Genomic DNA, 21294 nt, shown 5'->3' with positions numbered 1-21294 from the left:
GAGACCGGCCCCCGGACGACCCTGAGATGTCCCCGATCCCCGTCCCGATGCCCTGCCGCGTCCGCCGCGGCAGGGCATCATGCCCTCACGGGACGCGGCGGTGGGGCGGGGGGTCCGATGGGCGAACGGGCGGTCAGCCGGCAGGAGCTGATCCGGCAGCGGCGGCGGGGCGGGTTCGTCGGACGGCGCCGTGAACTGGCGGTGTTCGAGGAGAACTTCGCACGGCGCGCGGACGACCCGGCGTACCAGTTCCTCTTCCACGTGCACGGGACGGCCGGCGTCGGGAAGACCTCCCTGCTGCGCCAGTGGGAGGCCGCCGCCCGGCGCCGGCAGGCGGTCACCGCCTTCCTCGGCGACGAGGTGCACGGGGTCCTGGAGGCGATGGAGGCCGTCAGCTCCCAGCTCCTGCGCCAGGGCTTCCCGCTCAAGGCGTTCGACAAGCTGCTGGCCACCTACCACCTGCGCCGCCACGAAGCGGAAGCGGCGCCGCCGGACCAGGGACAGGAGCCCGGCGCCGCGGCCGCGGACCCCTCGCCCGCCGGCCGGCTGGTCGCCCGCGCCGGGATGGCGGGCCTGGGCCTGGTCCCCGGGCTCGGTCCGGTGGCCGGGGCGTTGGACCCCGGCGAGGTGGCGGCGGGCGCCGAACGGCTGCGGGTCGCGCTCAGCGCCCGCCTGCGCAGCCGCGAGGACGTCCAACTGGTGCTCTCGCCGCTCCAGGTGCTCACCCCGGTCTTCCTCGCCGACCTCGCGGCGGTCGCCGGCCGGGCGCCCTGGGTGGTGCTGTTCTTCGACACCTACGAGCGCACCGCGCCCGTGCTGGACGAGTGGCTGCGGGACGTGCTGATCGCCGAGCGGTACGGGCCCGTGCCGGTCAGCGTCCAGGTGGTGCTGGGCGGGCAGGGGCGGCTCGACCCCCGCTGGTGGGCCGATTCCCTCGAACTGATCGCGCCCGTGGCCCTCGACGTCTTCAGCGAGGAGGAGGCGCGGGCCCTGCTGGCCGCCCGCGGGGTGACGGGCGGGGCCGTGGTGGACCTGGTGCTGCGGCTGTCCGGGCGGCTCCCGGTCCTGGTGGACCTGCTGGCCCAGGCGCGCCCCGCGCACCCGGACGCGGTGGAGGACCCGTCCGACACGGCCGTGGAGCGCTTCCTCAAGTGGGAGGCGGATCCGCACCGCCGGGCCGCGGCGCTGGACTGCGCCCTGCCGCTGTACCTCGACGAGGACGTCTTCGCGGTGGCCGTGGCCGGGAGCGCGGGGGACGGGGAGCGGCCGGCCGCCGGCTACGGCTGGCTGCGCGGGCTGTCCTTCGTCACCGACCAGGCCGGGCGCTGCCGCTACCACGACGTGGTCCGGGCGGCGATGCTCCGGGTCCGGCGGGCCCAGTCCCCGGCCCGGTGGCGGAGGGACCAGCTGCGGCTGGCCGACGCGCTGCGCCGGTGGCGGCAGGACCGGGAGGGCGCGCGGCCGGGGGCCCGGGACCTGTGGGAGGACCCGGTGTGGCGCGAGCACCGGCTGGGCGAGATGTACCACCTGCTGTGCGCGGACCCGGCCGCGGCGCTGCCCGCGGCCCTGGACACGCTGGTGCACGCCTGTGACGCGGGGACCACCGCGGCCCACCGCGGCGCGTGGACGGCGGAGCGGGCGGGGCAGGACGCGGGGGATCCGGCGGTGGCCGCGCTGGGCCGGGCGCTGCGGGAGGCGGCCGACACCGGGGGCGGGGACACGGTGCGGATGCTGACGCTGCTGCTGGGCGCGCCGGCGCTGGCCGCGCCGTCGCGCGTGCTGGCCCACACGCTGCGGGGCCGGGACCACCGCAACTCCGGGCAGGACGCCCGGGCACTGGCCGACTACGGCCGCGCGCTGGCCCTGGACCCGGGCGCGCTGCGCGCGTACTTCGGCCGGGGTGCCACCCACGTACGGGCGGGCCGGTACGTGGAGGCGCTCGATGACCTGACCCTCTTCACGCAGCGGGAGCCGGGGGCGGCCCACGGCTGGCTGGAGCGGGGGAAGTGCCTGCACTACCTGGGCCGGACCGAGGAGGCGCTCGCCGACTTGGACCGGGCCCTGCTGCTGAAGCCGGAGGATCCGTGGACGCTCTGCTTCCGCGCGCAGGCCCAGGTCGGCCTGGGCCGGGCCGAGGAGGCCATGGCCGACTTCGACGCGGCGGTCGCCCGCGACCCGGAGGACGGCTGGATCCGTGCGTGGCGGGGTTCCGCGCTGCACGGCCTGCGGCGTTACGAGGAGGCGCTGGAGGACCTGGACCGCTCGCTGGAGCAGCGGCCCGAGTACGTGTGGGCGCTGGTCCAGCGGGCGGGGACCCTGGGGTCCCTCGGCCGGTTCGAGGAGGCACTCGCCGATCTGGACGCGGCCCTGCGGCTGCGCCCGGACGCCGGATGGGTCCTGGTCCGGCGGGGGCACCTGCTCCGGCGCACGCGTCGCCACGCCGCGGCGCTCGCCGACTTCGACGCGGTCCTCGCGGCCGACCCGGCGAACGGCTGGGCGCGGGCGGGCCGCGGCGAGACCCTGCGCTGCCTGGGCCGGACCGGGGAGGCGCTGGCCGAGTTCGACCGCGCGCACGCGCTGGACCCCGCCGACCCGTGGATCCTCGCCTGGCGCGGCCGTCTCCACCGCAGGTGCGGGCGCCTCGAACGGGCGCTGGCCGACCTCGACCGGGCGCTCGCCCTCGCCCCGGACAGCCCGTGGGACGTGTACGAACGCGCGCTGGTCCTGCGCCTGACCGGCGTCGGCGCGGACGCCGAACTGCGCCGCGCCGCCGACCTGTTCGCACGGGAGGCACAGGCCCCCGGGGTGGACGGCGTCCGCTCCCGCGGGAACCTGATCGTCGTCCTGTGCGCGCTGGGCGACTGGGAGCAGGCCGCGGCGCAGACCGCGGCGTTCCTGGCACCCGGCCGGCCGGGCTGGCAGATCGAAGAGGTACTGGCCGATCTGGCGGACCTGTGCGGTGTCCGGGACCCGGACCCGCGCCGCAGCGCCGAGCTGACCGCCCGGCTGACGGCGGCCCTCGGCTGAGGGTTCGTCGTCGCGTCGGGCACCGTCCCCCCGACCCGGGCTTCGCGCGCTCAGCCGAAGGCGGCCGCGCGGAAGGCACCCCGCACCGGCGCGTCGGCACAGGGCGCGACCAGCAGCGCCCAGCGGCCGCGCAGCGGCGAGACCCACAGGTCGGCGCCGCCCGGCCCGTGGTGCGTCCAGGTGTCCTGTCGACGGTCGGTGCCGGGGGCGGGGTGCCAGAGCAGGCCGCGGGCGGGCGTGAGTTCGCCGGTCCGGATCCGCAGGGATTCGGTGATCCAGGCACGGGTGAGCGGCTGGTCCGGTCCGGCGAGCAGGTGGCGCAGGAAGCGGCCGAGGTCCTCGACCGTCGAGTGGAGCAGCCCGGCGCCGGTGAGGACCGTCCGGACCATGCCGAGCGGATGCCAGACCCGGGTGGCCGCCAGGTCGGCCAGCGGACGGCCCGTGAGGTGTTCGGCGATGCCCCCGAGGGTGGCGCAGGAGCCGGCGTCCGCGGCGTGGGTGAGCAGGTGGTGGGCGGTGGCTCCGCCGGTGGCCTCGTCGCAGTAGGCGGTGAGCGGGGTGTGCAGGCTCAGCGCGCCCTCGGCGACCAGGGTGCCGATGACGGGCCAGAGGGCGACGACGGGGCCGAGGCCGTCGGCCTCGACGGGGGCGTCGGCCGGTCCGGACCCCGCGAGGACGCCCTCGCGGTCGCCGATCGCCCAGGTCGCGGCGGGCCCCGCGGCGGCTTCGGCGGCCGCCCTCAGCTCGTACGCGGCGGGCCGCTGCGCGGGTTCCGGCCGGATCGGCCGCTCCCCGCTCGCGGTGGCCCGGTCGGTCTGCGGCGTCGCGGGCATCTGCGGCGCCTGCGGTGTCGGCGGCGTGGGATTCATCGCGTTTCCCGGCTTTCCGATGATGGGACGGCGGAGACCCGGTCACGTTAGCCACGTCCGGCCGCCGGTACGGGCGCGCCGCCCCGGCATCGGCGCGCGCCACCCGAATGCCCGTACCGACCGGCCGGGACCGGCGAGATACAGCAGGTCGCCGTCGTTGTCGCTGCCGCCGTCGCGGGCCCGTCGTCGCCGGCGGCGATCCGGTCCCCTCCACCGGGTGGCTTTGGGCGGCCGGGCGGGTGAGCCTGGGAGGCATGGACGACGACGGCCCTTCCGGCCCGCAGGTGCGCCTCGACTCCGCGCGGGGCCGGTGGATCCTGTTCACCACCGTGCTCGGCTCCTCGATGGCGCTGCTGGACTCGACCGTCGTCAATGTGGCCCTGCCGCGGATCGGGCGGGACCTCGGCGCGGATCTCGCGGTGCTCCAGTGGACGGTCAACGCCTACCTGCTCACCCTGGCCGGGCTGATCCTGGTGGGCGGGGCGCTGGGTGACCGGTACGGCCGGCGGCGGATCTTCGTCCTCGGCGTGACGTGGTTCGCCCTGGGCTCGCTGCTGTGCGGGATCGCCCCCAACGCGGGGGTGCTGATCGCCTCCCGTGCGCTCCAGGGCATCGGCGGGGCTCTGCTCACCCCCGGTTCCCTCGCGCTGATCCAGGGTTCGCTGCATCCCGCGGACCGGGCGCGGGCGGTGGGCCTGTGGTCGGGGTTCGGCGGGGTGGGCGCGGCCGTGGGGCCCTTCGTCGGCGGCTGGCTGGTGGACGGGCCCGGCTGGCGCTGGGTGTTCCTGCTCAACGTGCCGCTCGCCGCGCTGTGCGTGCCGGTCGCGCTGCGGCACGTACCGGAATCGAAGGATCCGCAGGCGCACGGGCGGTTCGACGTCGGCGGGGCGGTGCTGGGGGCGGCCGCGCTGGCGCTGGTGACGTACGCGCTGATCGAGGCCCGGTCGGGCTCCGCGCTGGTGGTGGCGGCAGCCGTGGGCGGCGTGGCGCTGGCCGTGGCTTTCGTGCTGCTGGAGCGGCGGCGGGCGGATCCGATGGTGCCGCCCGGGATCTTCGCCTCGCGCCAGTTCACCGCCGTCAACCTGGTCACGCTGTGCGTGTACGCGGCCTTCGGCGGGTTCTTCTTCCTCTCCGTGCTCCAGCTCCAGGTGGTCGCCGGATACTCGGCGCTGGCCGCCGGCGCCGCGCTGCTGCCGACGACCGCGCTGATGCTGCTGCTGTCGGCGCGCTCCGGGGCGCTGGGCGAGCGGATCGGGCCGCGCATCCCGCTGACCGTGGGGCCGCTGCTGTGCGCGGCGGGGATGCTGCTGATGCTGCGGGCGGGGCCGGGGGCCTCGTACGTGCGGGACGTGCTGCCCGCGCTGCTGGTGCTGGGGGCGGGCATGGTCACCCTGGTGGCTCCGCTGACCGCGACCGTACTGGCCTCCGTGGACCCCGGCCGGGCGGGGCTGGCCAGTGGGATCAACAACGCGGCGGCCCGGGCCGCCGGGCTGCTGGCCGTGGCGGCGCTGCCGCTGCTGGCCGGGATGGGCCCGGACGCCTACCGCTCGGCCGACGGGTTCGACGCCGCCTTCGGCCGGGCCATGCCCTGGTGCGCGGGGGTGCTGGTGCTCGGCGCCCTGGTGGCGTGGGCGACCGTACGCTCCCCCGCGCCCGGGTCGGCCCGGCCGCAGTGCCGCACCCAGTGCGCGGTGACGGCTCCCCCGCTGGAGGCTCCCCGGGCGCCGGAGCGGCCGGAGCCGCCTGCGGCCGGCTCCCCCGCGACCGGGTCACCGGCCTGACGCGGCGGGCGGGCGGACCGGGGCGCCCGCTCGTACCGTGGGGATCACCTGTCACTCCTGCGCCGGGGGTCCCATGTGCTGGAGCGCGACGGCCGACCTGGCCGCCGGTACGGCGATCACCGCCGCCGGGCTGGTCTGCGTCGCCCGGGCGCGCCGGGCCCGCGATCTGCCGGTGGCAGCGCTGCCGGTGATCCTGGGCGGTCACCAGCTGGTCGAGGCGGCCCTCTGGCGCTCCGGGGGCGGCTGCGGCCCGGCCACCACCGCCTGGGCGGTGATCGCCCTGCCGCTGCTGGCGGCCTGGGTGCCGCTGGCCGTGCTCCTCGCGGCGGGGCCCGGTGCGGCGCCCTCGGTGCGGCGCCGGCTGCTCTTCCCCACCGCCGCGGGACTGGCCACCGCGGCGGTCCTCGCGTACGGCCTGGCCACCCGCCCGGTGACCGCCGAGATCCGCGGACACGTCATCGGCTACGGGGTGAGCGTGCCGTACGCGCCGCTCGTGGTCGCGGGCTATCTGGTCGCCACCCTCGGCTCACTGCTGCTGGCCGGGGACCGGCGGCTGCGCGTCCTGGGCGCGGCCATGGCCGCCGGGGCGGCGCTCTGCGCGCTGTTCTGGCGCCTGGAGTTCGCCTCGACCTGGTGCGCCTTCGCCGCGGTCGCGTCCCTGCTGGTACTGGGCTGGGTGCGCCGCGGTGAGGACGGGCCGGGTCACTGGTTCTTGGCGCCCAGGACGAAGAGCAGGTAGACGAAGAAGGCGAAGAGGTGCCCGACGAACAGGTACGCGACGAGCCGGATGATCAGGCCGCGCGGGAACTTGGATTCGATGCGCTTGACCACGGCGGGCCGCTGCGCGGGAGCCTGCGCCGGCCCCGCCGAAGCTTCCGGCGCTTTCGACACCTCTGACACCTCTGACGACACGTTCTCTCCCAGGGACATGCGGCGACTCCTCGGTTCTCAGTGGTGCGTGGTGGCCGCGCCGCCGAGGCACAGCCCGGCGAGGCCGCTCTGCAGCAGGGTGTGCACGAACAGCAGATCGGCCCCGCCCTCGGTGGCCGCGCCGATCCGGTGCGGGGTGAGCGAATCGAAATGGGCGCTGTCCCCCGGCTCCAGCACGTGCCGGGTCTCCGCCAGGTAGAGCCGCAGCCGCCCCTTGAGGACGTACAGCCATTCCTCGCCGGGGTGGACGCGGACCAGCTCGCCCTGCTCCCGGGCGTACGGCACGTGCACGCGCAGCGCCTGCATCGCGCGGCCCGGGCCGCCGGCCTGCCAGTACGTCCAGCCGTCGGCCTCGCGGGCGCCCGGCCCGCCGGCCCGTACGATGGGATCGGCCACGGCCGGGGTCTCCCCGAGCAGTTCCGAGACCGTCGTGGCGTAGGTGCGGGCGAGTTCCAGCAGCAGCGGCAGCGAGGGCTGTCGGCGGCCGGTCTCCAGGCGGGACAGGTGGGCGGGCGAGAGCCCGGCCCGGGCGGCGGCGGCCTCCAGGGTGAGGCCGGCCCGGCGGCGCAGTTCGCGCAGCTGCGGGGCGACCGTGGCGGAGGGCTCGGGGTTCATGCTCCGATTGAGCCAGAGTCTTGCCTGCCGGGCAATTTTCTTGCCCCAGAGGCAAAAAGCGGGCGGTCGCGGTCAGTCCGCGCTCTCCGCGCTCTCCTCGCTTCCCGCCGTCCCGGCCCCTTGGGCCAGTACGTCCTCCAGGGTGTCCGCCTCGGCCGCCGATTTGTCCGGCCGGTAGCGCAGGACCCGGGCGAACCGCAGGGCCACCCCGCCCGGATAGCGCGGGGACCGCTGGAGCCCGTCGTAGGCGATCTCCACCACCAGCTCGGGCCGGACCCGCACGGTGTAGCCGTCGTCCTCGACGGCCAGTTCGCCGAGCCGGGCGGTCTGCCAGCGCAGCAGCTCGTCCGTGAGCCCCTTGAAGGTCTTGCCGAGCATCACGAACGTCCCGTCGGCGCCCCGCGCCCCCAGGTGCAGGTTCGACAGCAGCCCGGTGCGCCGGCCGTTGCCCCGCTCGACGGCGAGGACCACCAGGTCGAGCGTGTGCACCGGTTTCACCTTCAGCCAGTGTTTGCCGCGCCGCCCGGCCGCATAGACGGAGTCCAGCGCCTTGACCATCACGCCCTCGTGCCCGCGGGCCAGGGCCTGCGACCAGAACGCGTCGGCCGCCTCCCCCGCCGCCTCCGGGTCCTCGACGACCAGGCGCCGTACCCGCGACTCCTCGGGCACCAGGGCGGCCAGCGCCGCGTACCGTTCGCGCACCGGCAGGTCCAGCAGCGGTTCCCCCTCGACGGCCAGGACGTCGAAGAAGGAGGGCGTCAGCGGGAGCGTCAGGCGGGCGGCGGCCACGTCGGTCCGGGAGCCGACCCGGCTCGCGACCTCCTGGAAGGGCACGGGCCGGCCGCCCGCCCCGAACGCGATCACCTCCCCGTCGAGCACGAACCGGTCCCCCGGCAGCGACCGCGCCAGCTCTACCACCTCGGGCAGCCGGCCCGTGATGTCGTCCAGCGACCGCGTGTACACGCCCACGTCGTCCCCGTCCCGGTGCACCTGCACCCGGACCCCGTCCAGCTTCTCCTCCACCGCGCAGGGCCCGAGCGCCGCCAGCGCCTCCCCCACCGACTTCGCGGTGCTCGCGAGCATCGGCTGTACGGGCGTGCCCACCCGCAGCGTGAAGGCGCCCAGCGCCTGCGCGCCCCCGGCCAGCACCGCGCCCGCCACCCGCGGCAACGACCCGTCCAGCATCACCGCCCGGCGCAGCGCGGTCTGCGGAACCCCCGCGGCCTCGGCGACCGCGGCCAGCGCCACCGCGTCCAGCGCCCCCTGGCGCACCTCGCCGGAGAGCAGGCTGCGCAGGAACCGCTGCTCCTGCCCGGTCGCCGAGCCCAGCAGTTCCGCGAGGATCCGCCGCCGCTCCCCCTGCGCGCCGGGGCCCGCGACCGAGGCGAGCACGGTCACCGCCTCGTCCACCGCGCGCACCGTGAGCGTGGGCTCGGCGGCGGCCTCGGTCTCGGCGCTCAGCGCGCGCCAGCCGATGCCGGGGCGGCCCTGCGGCAGCCGCCCGGCGAGGTAGGAGATCACCAGCGCGGCCTCGTCGGGAGGCGCCGCCGCGAACAGCGCGGCGAGCAGCGCCACCTTCTCGGACCGGGAGGAGGTCCCGGCCACCTCCCGGGACACCCGTGCGACATCGGCCAGCAGCATGGGGCCATCCTGCCCCGGCCGCGCGTACCGCGCCCGCGGTACGCGCGCCGAGCGGAGTAGTCCTCGAGGAGGTGCGGAGGTACGCCCGTGGGCGCTCGGGGCGGGGGCCGGGTGCGACTAGGGTTTCCGCATGAAGCTCCAACTGCCCCGGCGCCGCCGAAGCCGCCTGCTCGCGGGCGCCGCCGCGCTCGCCGTCGTCGCGGGGGCGGGCACCTGGACCGCCGCGGCCTCGGCGGACGACGCGCCGGCCGTGCACCGCCAGGACCGCCTCTTCGAGATGCCCGGTGCCGCCATCGACACCTCGTACTTCACCGCCGGGGGCGGCGCGAAACGGCCCGCCGTGCTGCTCGCGCACGGCTTCGGCGGCAGCAAGGACGACGTCCGGGCCCAGGCCGAGCAGCTGGCGCGCGACGGGTACGCCGTCATGACCTGGTCGGCCCGCGGCTTCGGCCGCTCCGGCGGCAAGATCGGTCTCAACGATCCCGAGTACGAGGTCAAGGACGTCTCCCGGCTCATCGACTGGCTCGCCACCCGCCCCGAGGTGCGGCTCGACGCGGCCGGGGATCCGCGCGTGGGCGTGAGCGGCGCCTCCTACGGCGGCGCGGTCTCGCTGCTCGCGGCCGCCTACGACCAGCGGGTGGACGCGATCGCTCCGGAGATCACCTACTGGAACCTGGCGGACGCGCTCTTCCCGAACGACGTCTTCAAGAAGTTGTGGGCCGGAGTGTTCTTCACGACCGGCTCCGCGGGCGGCATGCAGCCCGCGGGCGTCCCGGGGGCCGCCGGAGCGGCAACCGCCGGACCCGGCGACCCCCTCGCCGCCCCCGGCTGCGGACGCTTCCAGCCGGACCTGTGCGCCATGTACGAGCGGGTGGCGGTGGCGGGCAAGCCCGATCCGCAAGCCCGTGAGCTGCTGGAGCGGCGCAGCCCGTCCGCGGTCGGGGACCGGATCAAGGCGCCGGCCCTGATCGTGCAGGGGCAGGCCGATTCCCTCTTCCCGCTCGGCCAGTCCGATGCCATGGCGGCGGCGCTCACGAAGAACGGCGCCCCGGTCGCGGTGGACTGGGCGGCGGGCGGCCACGACGGCGGGATGCCGGAGGAGGGCCGCATCCACGGCCGGGTCACCGCCTGGTTCGACCACTACCTCAAGCAGGACGCCGCGGCGGACACGGGCCCGGCGTTCCGCGTCTCGCGCACCGGAGGAATCGATTCGACGGACGGCGCCGTCAAACTCCGCGGCGCCTCCGACGACCGCTACCCCGGGCTGGCCTCCGGCGGGCGGAGGATCGCGCTGACGGGCGCCGAGCAGACCTTCGCCAACCCGGCGGGCGGCGCGCCCCCCGCGCTCTCCTCGCTCCCCGGGATCGGCGGGCAGCTCGCCGGGCTCGGGGCGAGCCTCGCCCTCGACTTCCCCGGTCAGTACGCGCGCTTCGAATCGCAGCCGCTGGAGCGGGAACTGCGGATCACCGGCACGCCCACCGTCACCCTCAGGGTGCGCTCCAGCGCCGCGGACGGCTCGGCCGTGCTCTTCGGCAAGGTGTACGACGTCGGCCCGGACGGCCGGCAGCAGGAGCTGCCCAGCCAGCTGGTCGCCCCCGTGCGGGTGGAGAACGCCGCGCAGGGCGCCGAGGTGAAGCTCGCGCTTCCCGCCATCGACCACGGCGTCCAGCGCGGCCACCGGCTGCGGCTCGTGGTCGCGGCGACCGACCTGGGCTACGCCACCCCGGCCGCCCCGGCGACGTACGCGGTGTCCACGGCCGACGGGATCCTCACCGTGCCGTTCGCCGACGACGTGCGCACCGCCTCCGCGGCGCTGCCCGCCTGGACCTGGGCGCTGCCGCTCGGCGCGGCCGTACTGGCCGCCGCCCTGCTCGGCATCCGGCGCCGCGGCGGCGGATCGGCGCCGGACGCCCCGGCCGCAGGGACGCCCGGCGGGCCGGAGCACGAGGCGGCGCTGGACGGCGTACCGCTCCAGATCACCGGGCTGACCAAGCGGTACGCGAAGGCGCGGGACCGGTACGCGGTCCGCGACCTGTCGATGCGCGTCGAGAAGGGCCAGGTCCTCGGGCTGCTCGGACCCAACGGGGCCGGCAAGACCACCACCCTGCGGATGCTGATGGGGCTGATCTCGCCGGACGCGGGCGAGATCCGGGTGTTCGGGCACGCGGTACGGGCCGGGGCCCCGGTGCTGTCGCGGGTCGGCGCCTTCGTCGAGGGGGCGGGCTTCCTGCCGCACCTGTCGGGCCGCGCCAACCTGGAGCTGTACTGGCGGGCCACCGGCCGTCCCGCCGAGGACTCCCACATGGACGAAGCCCTGGAGATCGCCGGTCTCGGCGACGCGCTGGAGCGCGCGGTACGGACGTACTCGCAGGGCATGCGGCAGCGGCTGGCCATCGCCCAGGCCATGCTCGGCATGCCGGACCTGCTGATCCTCGACGAGCCGACGAACGGCCTGGACCCGCCGCAGATCCGGGAGATGCGGGACGTGATGATCCGCTATGCGGCGGGCGGCCGGACCGTCATCGTCTCCAGTCACCTCCTGTCGGAGGTCGAGCAGACCTGTACGCACCTCGTGGTCATGGACCGTGGCCGGCTGGTCCAGGCCGGGCCCGTGGCCGAGATCACCGGGGGCGGGGACACCCTGCTGGTGACCCTGGCGGGACCCGTCCCCGACGCGGCCGTCGAGAAGGTGGCCGCGCTGGAGGGCGTGGATTCGGTGGTGGCGGCCGAGGACGGGCTCCTCGTCCGGCTCGACGGGGCCACGGCCACCGCGCTCATCGCCGAACTCGTCCGGCTGGAGGTGCCGGTGACCGGAGTGGGACCGCACCGCCGGCTCGAGGACGCGTTCCTGACCCTGATCGGAGGTCCGGCGTGAGCGCCGTACAGGAAGTGGCGCCCGGATACCGGGCGAGCCGGACGCTGCCGCTGCGCGTCGAGGCCCTGCGGCAGTGGCGCAGGCGCCGCACGCTCGTCATGGGCGGGGTGCTGGCCGCACTGCCCTTCATCATGATCATCGCGTTCGCGGTGGGCGGCGGCTCGCAGGACGGCGGCCCGGGCGGCAACGGCCGGATCACCCTCATCGACACGGCGACCGCGTCCGGCGCGAACTTCGCGGCGACCTGCCTGTTCGTCTCAGCGGGTTTCCTGCTGGTCGTGCCGGTCGCCCTGTTCTGCGGGGACACGGTCGCCTCGGAGGCCAGCTGGTCCTCGCTGCGCTACCTGCTGGCCTCGCCGGTGCCGCGGGCGCGGCTGCTGTGGAGCAAGCTGGTGGTCGCGCTGGGCTTCAGCCTGGCGGCGATGGTGCTGCTGCCGGTGGTGGCCCTGGCCGCGGGCACCGCCGCCTACGGGTGGGGGCCGCTGAAACTCCCGACCGGCGGGGAACTGGCGGCCGGGGACACGCTGCCGCGCCTCGCGCTGGTGGTCGCCTTCGTCTTCGTATCGCAGTTGGTCACGGCCGGGCTGGCGTTCTGGCTCTCGACCCGGACGGACGCGCCGCTCGGCGCGGTCGGCGGGGCGGTCGGGCTGACCATCGTCGGGAACGTGCTGGACGCGGTGACCGCGCTCGGGTCCTGGCGGGAGTTCCTGCCCGCGCACTGGCAGTTCGCCTGGGCCGACGCCCTCCAGCCGCACCTGGAGTGGGGCGGGATGATCAAGGGCGCGGCGGTGTCCGTGTCGTACGCGCTGGTGCTGTTCGCGCTCGCCTTCCGGGGGTTCGCGCGCAAGGACATCGTGTCCTGAGACCCCCTGGTGCTTGCCGTGACCCGGAACGCCGTCTCCCCGCTCGGGGGAGGCGGCGTTCCGGCGTCGTGTGGAGCGGTGGGGCGGGGCATGGTGGGGCATGGTGGGGCGGGGTGGGCACACCGTCCCTATCGAATCGATCGCGAACGATCGAATCGATCGTTCGCGCGCCGCCGGTTATCTATGATGACGGCGGAGCGGAGCGGATGATCAGGGCGAGGATGGCCGCAGCGCCGCACACGAACCACCGCACGCCGGGCCGTACGCGCTCGTCGGCAGAGCCCAGGGGGACCCCGTGAGACCACATGTAGACCAGCGCCAGGCCCAGGTGCTCGCGCTCGTCCGGGCCCGGGGCAGCGTGCGGGTGACGGACGTGGCCCGCGAATTGGGCGTCTCCCCCGTCACCCTGCGCCGGGACATCGAGGCGATGGCCGCGCGGGGCGAGATCCTGCGGCTGCACGGGGTGATCAGCCGGGTCGAGCCCGCGACGCCCGGAGGGCGCCTCGGGGAAGGCGCGGCGGGCACCGCTCCCCGGGGCGACGCCGCGCCGGGTGGACCGGGCGGACCGGGCGGACCGGGCGATGCGGCGGGCCTCGTGGTCGGCATGGTCGTGCCGACCACCGAGTACTACTACGCGGAGGTGGTGCGCGGCGCCCGCGAGGTGGTCGAGGCGCGCGGCGCGCGGCTGACCGTGGGACTGACGCGCTACCTGCCGGGCGAGGACCGGACGCAGGCCGACCGGCTGCTGTCGACCGGGGCCGACGGGCTGCTGCTGACCCCCAACTGGGACACCGGATCGCCGGGCCCCGGCGAGGGGGTGTGGACGGCCGAGTTGCCGGTGCCGACCGTGTTGGTGGAGCGGTGGGCGCCGCCGGGGCATCCGGCGGCCGCCCTGGACCGGGTCGGGTCGGACCACGCCCACGGGGCGGCGCGGGCGGTCCAGCACCTGGTGGAGCTGGGCCACCGGCGGATCGCGCTGGCCTGCCAGGAGACGCCGACGAGCGCGCGGCTGCGGGCCGGGTTCGAGGCCGCCGTCGCGGCGCTGGGCCTGGAACCGGCGCCGCCCTGGCCGTCGGCCGGGCCCGGGGGGACGCCGGTTGCGGCGCTGTCGGTGGCGGACCGGTTCGCGCGGACGCTGGAGTACCTGTGCGAGGCGGTCGCCGGGGGCGGGGGCCCGGATGCGGGCAGGCGTGAGGGCGGGGTCACGGCCGCGCTGATCCACAGCGACACCGACGCGATCATGCTGATCCCGCGCCTCCAGGCGCGGGGGGTGCGGGTGCCGGAGGACCTGGCGGTGATCACGTACGACGACGAGGTGGCGGGACTGGCCGACGTACCGCTGTCGGCCGTCGCTCCCGCCAAGCGGGAGGTGGGGGCACGGGCGGCGGAGCTGCTGCTGGACCGGCTGTCGGGGGCCGACGAAACGGCGTACGGGCCGCACGGCAGCCCGCGGCAGCACCTGGAGCTGCTCCCCCGGCTGACCATCCGCTCATGAGGCGTCAGTTGAACTGATTGTTTCGATCGAGTCGTGCGTTCGCTCTTGACGGTGTGCGTGTTCGCACAAAAGATGGGCCGCGTTCTCCCATCCGCCGCCCGGAGCGGTCGCCCGTAGGAGTCGAACCATGTCGCGCAGCCTGCCTTCTTCCCGCATGCCGTCGTCCCGCCCCCTGCTCTTCCGTCCGCTGGCCTCCCGGCCGCTGCTCTCCCGGCCGCTGTCCCGTCTCGCCCTCACCGCCTCGGTCGCCTCGCTGGCCCTGCTCGCCACCGCGTGCGGGGCGGGCAAGGAGGGGACGGGGACGGCGGCCGAACCGGTGGGGTCGGTCGACCAGCCGGTCACGATCACGTACTGGTCCTCCAGCGCGGGCGCCCAGCAGACCGCCGACGCCTTCAACAAGACGCACCCGAACATCCGGGTGACCTTCTCGGCCGTGCCCGGCGGACCAGACGGCGCGGCCAAGCTCTCCAACGCCGTCAAGGGCGGCAACGCTCCCGACATCGCGACGATGGACTATTCCTCGCTCCCCGAGTTCGCGAGCGGCGGCAACCTGGAGGACCTGAGCGCGACCTCCGGCACGCTCGTCGCCGAGAAGTTCCCCAAGGCGGTCCAATCGCTGGTCGCCCTCGGCGGCAGGACCTGGGCGGTGCCCTTCGACGTCACGCCGCTCGAACTCTTCTACCGCAAGGACATCTTCGAGAAGCACGGGGTGGCCGTGCCGACGACGTGGGACGAGTACCGGCAGGCAGCGGAGAAGATCAACAAGGCCGACCCGTCGGTCCGGATCACCAACTTCGGCGGCGGCGACCCGGCCGTGCTCGCGGGCCTCTCCTGGCAGGCGGGCGCCCACTGGTACGGGACGGAGGGCGACCGGTGGAAGGTCGCCATCAACGACCCGGCCTCGCGGAAGGTGGCCTCGTACTGGAACGGACTGCTGGCGTCGGGCCTCGCGTCGAAAACCCCGCTGTGGGGCGAGGGCGAGGCGAAGGAGCGCTCGTCCGGTCAGGTCGCGACGGTCATCGGCGCCGCCTGGACGGCCGGTACGTTCCTCGCGAGCTACCCGGACCTCAAGGGCAAATGGGGCATCGCGCCGCTGCCCACGTGGGACGGGAAGCCCGCGACGGGGATGTACGGCGGCACCTCCTACATCGTGCCGAAGGGCAGCAAGCACACCCGGGCCGCGGCGGAGTTCATCGCCTGGGTCACCACCGACCCGGAGGCCGTCAAGGCCCGCCTCAGCTCGCTGAGGGCTCCCAGCAGCGCCCTGCCGGCCAACCCGGAGATGCGGGCCGCGGCCGCGAAGCTCTTCGACGCCTCGTACTTCGCCGGGCAGGACCCGTACGCCCTGGCCGGCGCGGCGGCAGACACCATCGTGCCCGGCTGGACCTGGGGCCCGACCCACCTCCAGGTCAACGCGGCCCAGAACGCGGCCGGGGCCGACCACCTCAAGGCCCTGAGCGAAGGCCAGAGCGCCGCCGAGAAGGCCATCACGTCCCGCGGCCTGGGCCTGGCCCACTGATGCCCCCGCCCCGCCCGCGAAACCCCCGAACGCCTCCCGGTCGCCCCACGCAACCCGATACCGGCCCGACCACACCCGTGAGCACGGACAGCACCACCGGCACGGCGCCTGACACGCGGCCCACCCGCGGCACAGGCAACGCCGACGGCACGGTGCCGGCCCCCGCCCCGGGCAGGGGCACGGGCAACACCCCCGGCACGGTGCCCAGCCCTAGGCCCGGGTCCGGCACTGAGCCCGGGTCTGGCCTTGGGTCGGAGGCCGGCACTTGGCCCGGGTCCGGCCCTGGACCCGGGTCCGGCACTTGGCCCGGCCTCGGCGACAGCCCCAGGCTCTTGGACGGCCCCGAGCCGGCCGCCGCTACGAGATTTACCCCCGACGCGGTCGCCTTCGGCGTGGGGTTCGGCTATGGCTCCGGCACGGCACCCAACGCAGGTCATGGGGCCGAGCCCGGCACTTTTGCCGACCTCGGCGACGGCCCAGGTCGCGTCGGCGGCCCCGGGCCGGCCGCCGGGACGCAAACCAGCCCCGGCACGGGCGACGCCCCAGGCGCCGCGCCCGCCACCGCCCTCGACACGGGGCCCCGCCTTGGCAACCGCCCTGGGCCGGCCGCCGGACTGGGGACCAGCCCAGACACTGCCATCGCCTCCGGCGCGGAGCCCACCACCGGCACCGGACCGGGGCCCGGCACCGGACCGGCGGGCGCCCGCCGAACGGGGTTGGACACCGGTCCCGGCTCGGCAGACGCCCGCGTAACGACGCCGGGCATCGGCACAAGGCCCACCACCGGCACCGGCGCAGCTACTGGCACCGGCGAAACCACCGGCACGGGATCCACCACCGGCACCGGCGAAGCCACCGGCACGAGGGCCGGTTCGCAACGCCGAGCCAAGGGCAGCCGCCTGCCCGGCACGGTATCGGCCCCCGTGCTCTTCATGGCTCCCTTCTTCCTCCTCTTCGCCCTCGTCACCGTGGCCCCCATCGGGTACGCCGCCTGGTTGAGCCTCTTCCACGACGAGCAGTCCGGTCTCGGCTTCGGCGGCACGCAGCGCGTGTTCAGCGGAATCGGGAACTACACCAACGCCCTCGGCGATCGCCTCTTCCTGGCCTCCTTCCGCCATGTCGCCGTCTACTGCCTGCTCTACGTCCCGGTCATGGTCGGCGGCGCCCTGCTCCTCGCCCTCCTGCTGGACTCCACCCTCGCCCGCGCCAAACGGTTCTTCCAGATCGCCTTCTACCTGCCGCACGCCGTCCCCGGCCTGATCGCCGCCGTGATCTGGCTGTACCTGTACACCCCCGGCCTGAGCCCGGTGCTGGACGTCCTCGACGGCGCCGGACTCTCCTGGAACTTCTTCGGCCGCGACGAGGCCCTGCTGTCCGTCGTCAACATCTCGGCCTGGCAGTGGATGGGCTACAACATGATCATCTTTTTCGCCGGGCTCCAGGCCGTACCCCGGGAGACCCTGGAGGCCGCCACCATGGACGGCGCCGGAGCCATCCGCACCGCGTTCCAGGTCAAGGTGCCGAGCATCCGGCCCACCCTCGTCCTCACCGTGCTGTTCACCTGCGTCGGCGCGGTGCAGCTCTTCGACGCACCCCAGTTGCTGCAACTCCGGGCCAACGAAATGGGCGAATCCTGGTCCCCGACGATGTACATCTTCAGCGCCGCGTTCAAGAGCCACGACTACGGCCTCGCCGCGGCGGCCGCCCTGCTCCTCGCCCTGGTCGCGGGAGCCGCCTCGTACGTCGTCACCAAGCTCGGCAACCGCTGGAGGGCCGCATGACCCACACGCTCGCCCGGCCCGCCGTACGGCGCGGGCCCTCCGGCCTCCTCTCCAAAGCCGCCGTCAACGCCGCCCTGCTGCTGGTCGCCCCCTACACCCTCATGCCCCTCGCCTGGCTGGTCATGGCCGCCACCAAGAACCGGCGCGACCTCTTCGCCACCGATCCCTACGCCTTCGGCGCCTTCCACCTCCTCGCCAACCTCCGCGATCTCTTCTCGTACAACGACGGCATCTTCGGCCGCTGGCTCGGCAACAGCCTCCTCTACACCGTGATCGGCTCCGCGGTGTCCGCCCTCATCAGCGTGGCCTGCGGATATGCCTTCCACGCCTACGACTTCCGGCACAAGGAACGGCTCTTCGGCGTCGTCCTCGCCGGTGTCCTGGTACCCGCGACCGTGCTCCAACTCCCCCTATACCTGATGGCCTCGGCCGCCGGGGCCGTCAACACCTACTGGGCCTATCTGGTCCCCGCCCTCGTCAACCCCTTCGGGGTGTACCTGGCCCGGGTGTTCGCCGAGGGCTACGTCCCCGACGAGGTGCTCGCCGCCGCCCGGATGGACGGCGCGAGTGAACTGCGCGTCTTCACCCACGTGTCGTTCCCGATGCTCCGGCCCGGGTTTGTGACCATCTTCCTGTTCACCTTCACGGCCATCTGGAACAACTTCTACGGCGCGCTGACCATGCTGAACGACGAGCGCCTCTACCCCGTCAGCCTCGGCCTGTTCATGTGGAACCGCAGCGTCTACCAGCAGCCGGAGCTGTACCCCCTCGTCATTACCGGTTCGCTCGTCGCCGTCGTCCCGCTGGTCCTGGCCTTCCTCGGTCTCCAGCGCTTCTGGCGCTCGGGTCTCACAGCGGGAGCCGTCAAGTGATCCACCGTCCCGTCACCCTCCTCGCGATGAGCCCCGGCACCCGCGCCGCCGTCCTGAGCGATCCGCGGACCCTCTCCGAACTCCACCGGATCGCCGATGTGGACCCCGACCTCCTTCTCACCGACGCCACCGACCTCACCGACCCCGCCGCCCTGGCCGGTCACCGGCTCGACGCCACCGAGGTGCTGCTCACCGGCTGGGGCTGCCCGCCGCTGGACGCGGCGGCCCTGGAACGGATGCCCCGACTGCGCGCGGTGGTCCACGCGGCCGGCAGCGTCAAACACCACGTCACCGAGGCCTGCTGGGAACGCGGGCTGCTCGTGTCCAGCGCGGCCTCGGCCAACGCGGTGCCCGTCGCCGAGTACACGCTCGCCGCGATCCTCTTCGCCAACAAACGCGTGCTGGAATCGGCTCACCTCTACCGGACCACGCGCGGCCCGATCGACCTGCTGAGCCGCTATCCGGCCGTGGGCAACTACCGCCGTACGGTCGGCCTGGTCGGGGCCTCCCTGATCGGGCGGCGGGTGCTGGAGCTGCTGCGCCCCTTCGACCTGCGGGTGCTCGTCTACGATCCGTACGCAGACGCTGCCGAGCTCGAAGCGATGGGCGCGGAGTCCGTCGCCCTGGACGAACTGCTGTCCCGCAGTGACGTGGTCAGCCTCCATGCCCCCGCGCTCCCCCGGACCCGCCACCTGCTCGACGGGCCCCGGCTCGCCCTGATGCGGGACGGCGCCACGCTGATCAACACCGCCCGCGGCGCCCTGGTCGACACCGCGGCGCTGACCGAGGAACTGGTCTCCGGCCGCCTGCACGCCGTGCTGGATCACACCGAACCGGAAGTCCTGCCCAGCGCCTCCCCCCTGTTCAACCTGCCGAACGTGCTCCTCACCCCCCATGTGGCCGGTTCGCTGGGCGGGGAGCTGGACCGTCTGGCGGCCACGGCCATCGAGGAGTTGGAGCGGTACGCCCGCGGTGCCGGTTTCCGCTACGCCGTCGATCCGGGCCGACTGGCCTACTCGGCGTGAGCCGCCTCCTTCCGCGCCGCCCGCACCAGCCCGGCCAGGTGCTCCCGGCCCGAGGTGAGCAGGCCCGGCAGCTCTTGTGCGCCGGGGTACCAGCGTCTCTCGTACTCCCAGCACAGCCAGCCCCCGGGCGGCGCCGCGGCCACCGCCTCGGCCAGCGGGAGCGTCCCGCACCCCAGGCCCAGTGGGGTCAGGTCCGCAGCCGATGCCACGTCCTTCACCTGTATGTAGCCCAGGTGGCCGGTCAGTTCCCGGGCCGACCGGGCCGGGCTCTCGCCGCCGAGCCAGGTGTGCAGTACGTCCCAGAGGACGCCCGCGCCGGGATGCCCGACGCGGTCCAGTACCCGGGCGGCGTCGGCCCCCGTGCGGTGGGAGTCGTGGGTCTCCAGGAGGATCCGGACTCCCTCCCGCTCGGCGAACGGCGCGACGGCGGCGAGTCGGCGCACTGCCGTCGCATCCGCTGCGGAAGGTTCCCGGTCTCCCCCGCCGGGGAAGACCCGGACGTAGGGGGCACCGAGGTCGGCGGCGAGGGCGGTCAGCCCCCGCAGTTCGTCGAGGACCGGTTCGTCGGGCCCCTCGGCCGCGACCCGGGCGTAGCCGGCGACGGTGAGGATGCCGACCCCGGCGGCGGCGAAGGCCTGGACCGCAGCGGTCCGGTCGGTGGCCGGGGAGCCGCGGTGGAGGGACTCCTCGGGATGGACGCGGAGTTCCACCCCGTCGTATCCGTGGGTGGCGGCAAGGGCCGCGGCCTCCCCGAGCGGGGTGCCCGGCATGCCGAGCGTGGAGAAGGCGTACTTCATGACCGGCTCCCGGTGGGTGGGGGCGCGGTGGAGCCGCGCACCATCAGTTCGGTGGGCAGGGTGGTGATGCCTCCGGGCGGGGGCAGTCGGCGTCCCGTGACCAGCTGCGCGGCGAGCGTGCCGGCTTCCCGCAACGGCACCCGCACCGTGGTGAGGGCCGGGGCCGTGTCCACGCAGAAGGGCAGGTCGTCGAAGCCCGCCACGGACACGTCCTCGGGGATCCGTATCCCCTCCTCCCGCAGGGCTGCGGCGACTCCGGTCGCGACCGTGTCGTTGGCGGCGACGACCGCGGTGAAGGACGCTCCGCGGCGCAGGAGTTCACGGGTGGCGTCATAGCCGGCGGAGCGGTCGAAGCTCGCGTGCACGGTCAGTGGAGCGCAGGCCCTGGCCAGGGCGGGATCCTGGCGGTGCAGGGCGGCGCGGTGTCCGGCGAGGCGTTCGCGGGTGGTGCTGAGACCGGGGGGCCCCGCGACGTAGGCGATCCGGCGGTGTCCCAGGCTCAGCAGGTGTTCCGCGAGGCGGAACGCGCCGCCGTGGTCGTCGAACATGACGGTGGCGACGGGCAGCGCCGCCGGAACGGGCAGCGGAGGGCGGCCGCACAGCACCACCGGGACGCCGGTGGAAGCGATCCGGGTGACGCGGGCGGTCAGCGCCGCGGTGTGCGCGGGCTCCTCCGCGGCGCCGCCGGTGAGCACGACGCCCCCGGCCCGCTGGCCTTCGAGCAGGGTCAGGTAGGCCAGTTCGGCCGCGGGCTCGCCTTCGGTGTTGCAGACCACGGCGAGCCGCCGGCCCCCGGGGTGGCCGCTCTCCGGGCCGAGTGCGCTCTGCAGCGAACCGGCGAGGATGCCGAAGAAGCTGTCGGCCACGTCATGGACGAGGACACCGACCAGGTCGGAGGTGGCCGCCGCGAGGGCGCGGGCCGGACCGTTGGCCACATACCCGAGTTCCTCGATCGCCCGCTCCACCCGGGTCCGGGTACCGCCCGCCACGGGGTATCCGCCGTTGAGTACGCGCGAGACCGTCGCGGGCGATACACCCGCGTGGTCCGCGACCTCTGCCAGAGTCACCGCCATCACTTGGCCCCTTCCGTGCTGCCCGGACCTCGTCCGGTCCGGTGTGTGGAGCTCCATGGTCGCAAATTTAGAAAGCGCTTTCTATCACCCGAAAGAGTCTTGCCGCGCCCAGATCCACAGCTCTAGCCTGA

Annotated in this window: 16 protein-coding genes; 10 read left to right on the top strand and 6 right to left on the bottom strand. The window is 74.9% G+C overall.

The window, feature by feature from the left end; translation table 11 throughout:
• Positions 1-117 precede the first annotated feature (117 nt).
• Positions 118-3027: a tetratricopeptide repeat protein gene (locus AC0693_RS10355; RefSeq protein ID WP_478801482.1), complete on the top strand. Its 2910-nt coding sequence runs from the start codon at positions 118-120 to the stop codon at positions 3025-3027.
• Positions 3028-3077: 50 nt separating this feature from the next.
• Here AC0693_RS10355 and AC0693_RS10350 read toward each other — a convergent pair whose 3' ends face one another.
• Entirely contained in the window at positions 3078-3896 is an 819-nt protein-coding gene (locus AC0693_RS10350) for a serine hydrolase (RefSeq protein WP_478801481.1), read from the bottom strand.
• 254 nt (positions 3897-4150) lie between these two features.
• Here AC0693_RS10350 and AC0693_RS10345 point away from each other — a divergent pair, with 254 nt between their 5' ends.
• Entirely contained in the window at positions 4151-5677 is a 1527-nt protein-coding gene (locus AC0693_RS10345) for an MFS transporter (protein ID WP_478801480.1), read from the top strand.
• Between the two features lie 73 nt (positions 5678-5750).
• Positions 5751-6416, top strand: a complete 666-nt coding sequence (locus tag AC0693_RS10340; protein WP_478801479.1) for a DUF6629 family protein — start codon at positions 5751-5753, stop codon at positions 6414-6416.
• Here the strand turns inward: AC0693_RS10340 and AC0693_RS10335 are convergent.
• The 3 genes from AC0693_RS10335 to AC0693_RS10325 form a co-directional block, all read right to left on the bottom strand.
• Positions 6380-6607 carry a DUF6126 family protein gene (locus AC0693_RS10335; protein WP_478801478.1) on the bottom strand — a complete coding sequence of 76 codons (228 nt, stop codon included), beginning with the start codon at positions 6605-6607 and terminating at the stop codon, positions 6380-6382. The two genes, AC0693_RS10340 and AC0693_RS10335, sit on opposite strands and share 37 nt — an antisense overlap.
• Before the next feature lie 18 nt (positions 6608-6625).
• Positions 6626-7222: a helix-turn-helix domain-containing protein gene (locus AC0693_RS10330; RefSeq protein WP_478801477.1), complete on the bottom strand. Its 597-nt coding sequence runs from the start codon at positions 7220-7222 to the stop codon at positions 6626-6628.
• Positions 7223-7294: 72 nt separating this feature from the next.
• Positions 7295-8863 (bottom strand): ATP-dependent DNA ligase, encoded by a 1569-nt coding sequence (locus tag AC0693_RS10325; protein WP_478801476.1) that lies wholly within the window; start codon positions 8861-8863, stop codon positions 7295-7297.
• Between the two features lie 130 nt (positions 8864-8993).
• On the opposite strand from AC0693_RS10325, the gene AC0693_RS10320 reads away from it, so the two are divergent.
• The 7 genes from AC0693_RS10320 (at position 8994) to AC0693_RS10290 (ending at position 19293) form a co-directional block, all read left to right on the top strand.
• Positions 8994-11738 carry an alpha/beta fold hydrolase gene (locus AC0693_RS10320; protein ID WP_478801475.1) on the top strand — a complete coding sequence of 915 codons (2745 nt, stop codon included), beginning with the start codon at positions 8994-8996 and terminating at the stop codon, positions 11736-11738.
• Positions 11735-12601, top strand: coding sequence for an ABC transporter permease (locus tag AC0693_RS10315; protein WP_356414314.1), 867 nt, complete (start codon positions 11735-11737; stop codon positions 12599-12601). The genes AC0693_RS10320 and AC0693_RS10315 overlap by 4 nt, the downstream gene beginning before the upstream one ends.
• A gap of 295 nt (positions 12602-12896) precedes the next feature.
• Positions 12897-14096: a substrate-binding domain-containing protein gene (locus tag AC0693_RS10310; RefSeq protein WP_478801474.1), complete on the top strand. Its 1200-nt coding sequence runs from the start codon at positions 12897-12899 to the stop codon at positions 14094-14096.
• A gap of 127 nt (positions 14097-14223) precedes the next feature.
• Positions 14224-15615: an ABC transporter substrate-binding protein gene (locus tag AC0693_RS10305; RefSeq protein ID WP_478801473.1), complete on the top strand. Its 1392-nt coding sequence runs from the start codon at positions 14224-14226 to the stop codon at positions 15613-15615.
• Between the two features lie 932 nt (positions 15616-16547).
• Positions 16548-17396, top strand: a complete 849-nt coding sequence (locus AC0693_RS10300) for a carbohydrate ABC transporter permease (protein ID WP_478801472.1) — start codon at positions 16548-16550, stop codon at positions 17394-17396.
• A complete protein-coding gene (locus AC0693_RS10295; protein ID WP_478801471.1) occupies positions 17393-18268 on the top strand; it encodes a carbohydrate ABC transporter permease in 876 nt (291 codons plus the stop codon). The genes AC0693_RS10300 and AC0693_RS10295 overlap by 4 nt, the downstream gene beginning before the upstream one ends.
• A 26-nt stretch (positions 18269-18294) precedes the next feature.
• Positions 18295-19293, top strand: a complete 999-nt coding sequence (locus AC0693_RS10290) for a hydroxyacid dehydrogenase (RefSeq protein WP_478801850.1) — start codon at positions 18295-18297, stop codon at positions 19291-19293.
• Here AC0693_RS10290 and AC0693_RS10285 read toward each other — a convergent pair.
• Positions 19281-20090 carry a sugar phosphate isomerase/epimerase family protein gene (locus tag AC0693_RS10285; RefSeq protein WP_478801470.1) on the bottom strand — a complete coding sequence of 270 codons (810 nt, stop codon included), beginning with the start codon at positions 20088-20090 and terminating at the stop codon, positions 19281-19283. The genes AC0693_RS10290 and AC0693_RS10285 overlap by 13 nt on opposite strands.
• The gene (locus AC0693_RS10280) at positions 20087-21163 is read right to left on the bottom strand and encodes a LacI family DNA-binding transcriptional regulator (protein ID WP_478737665.1); all 1077 of its coding nucleotides are present in this window, start codon (positions 21161-21163) and stop codon (positions 20087-20089) included. Before AC0693_RS10280 ends, AC0693_RS10285 begins: the two co-directional genes overlap by 4 nt.
• Positions 21164-21294: the final 131 nt, after the last annotated feature.

The sequence above is a fragment of the Streptomyces sp. NPDC043876 genome (assembly GCF_056435825.1).
This window is presented reverse-complemented; position numbering and strand designations above follow the sequence as displayed.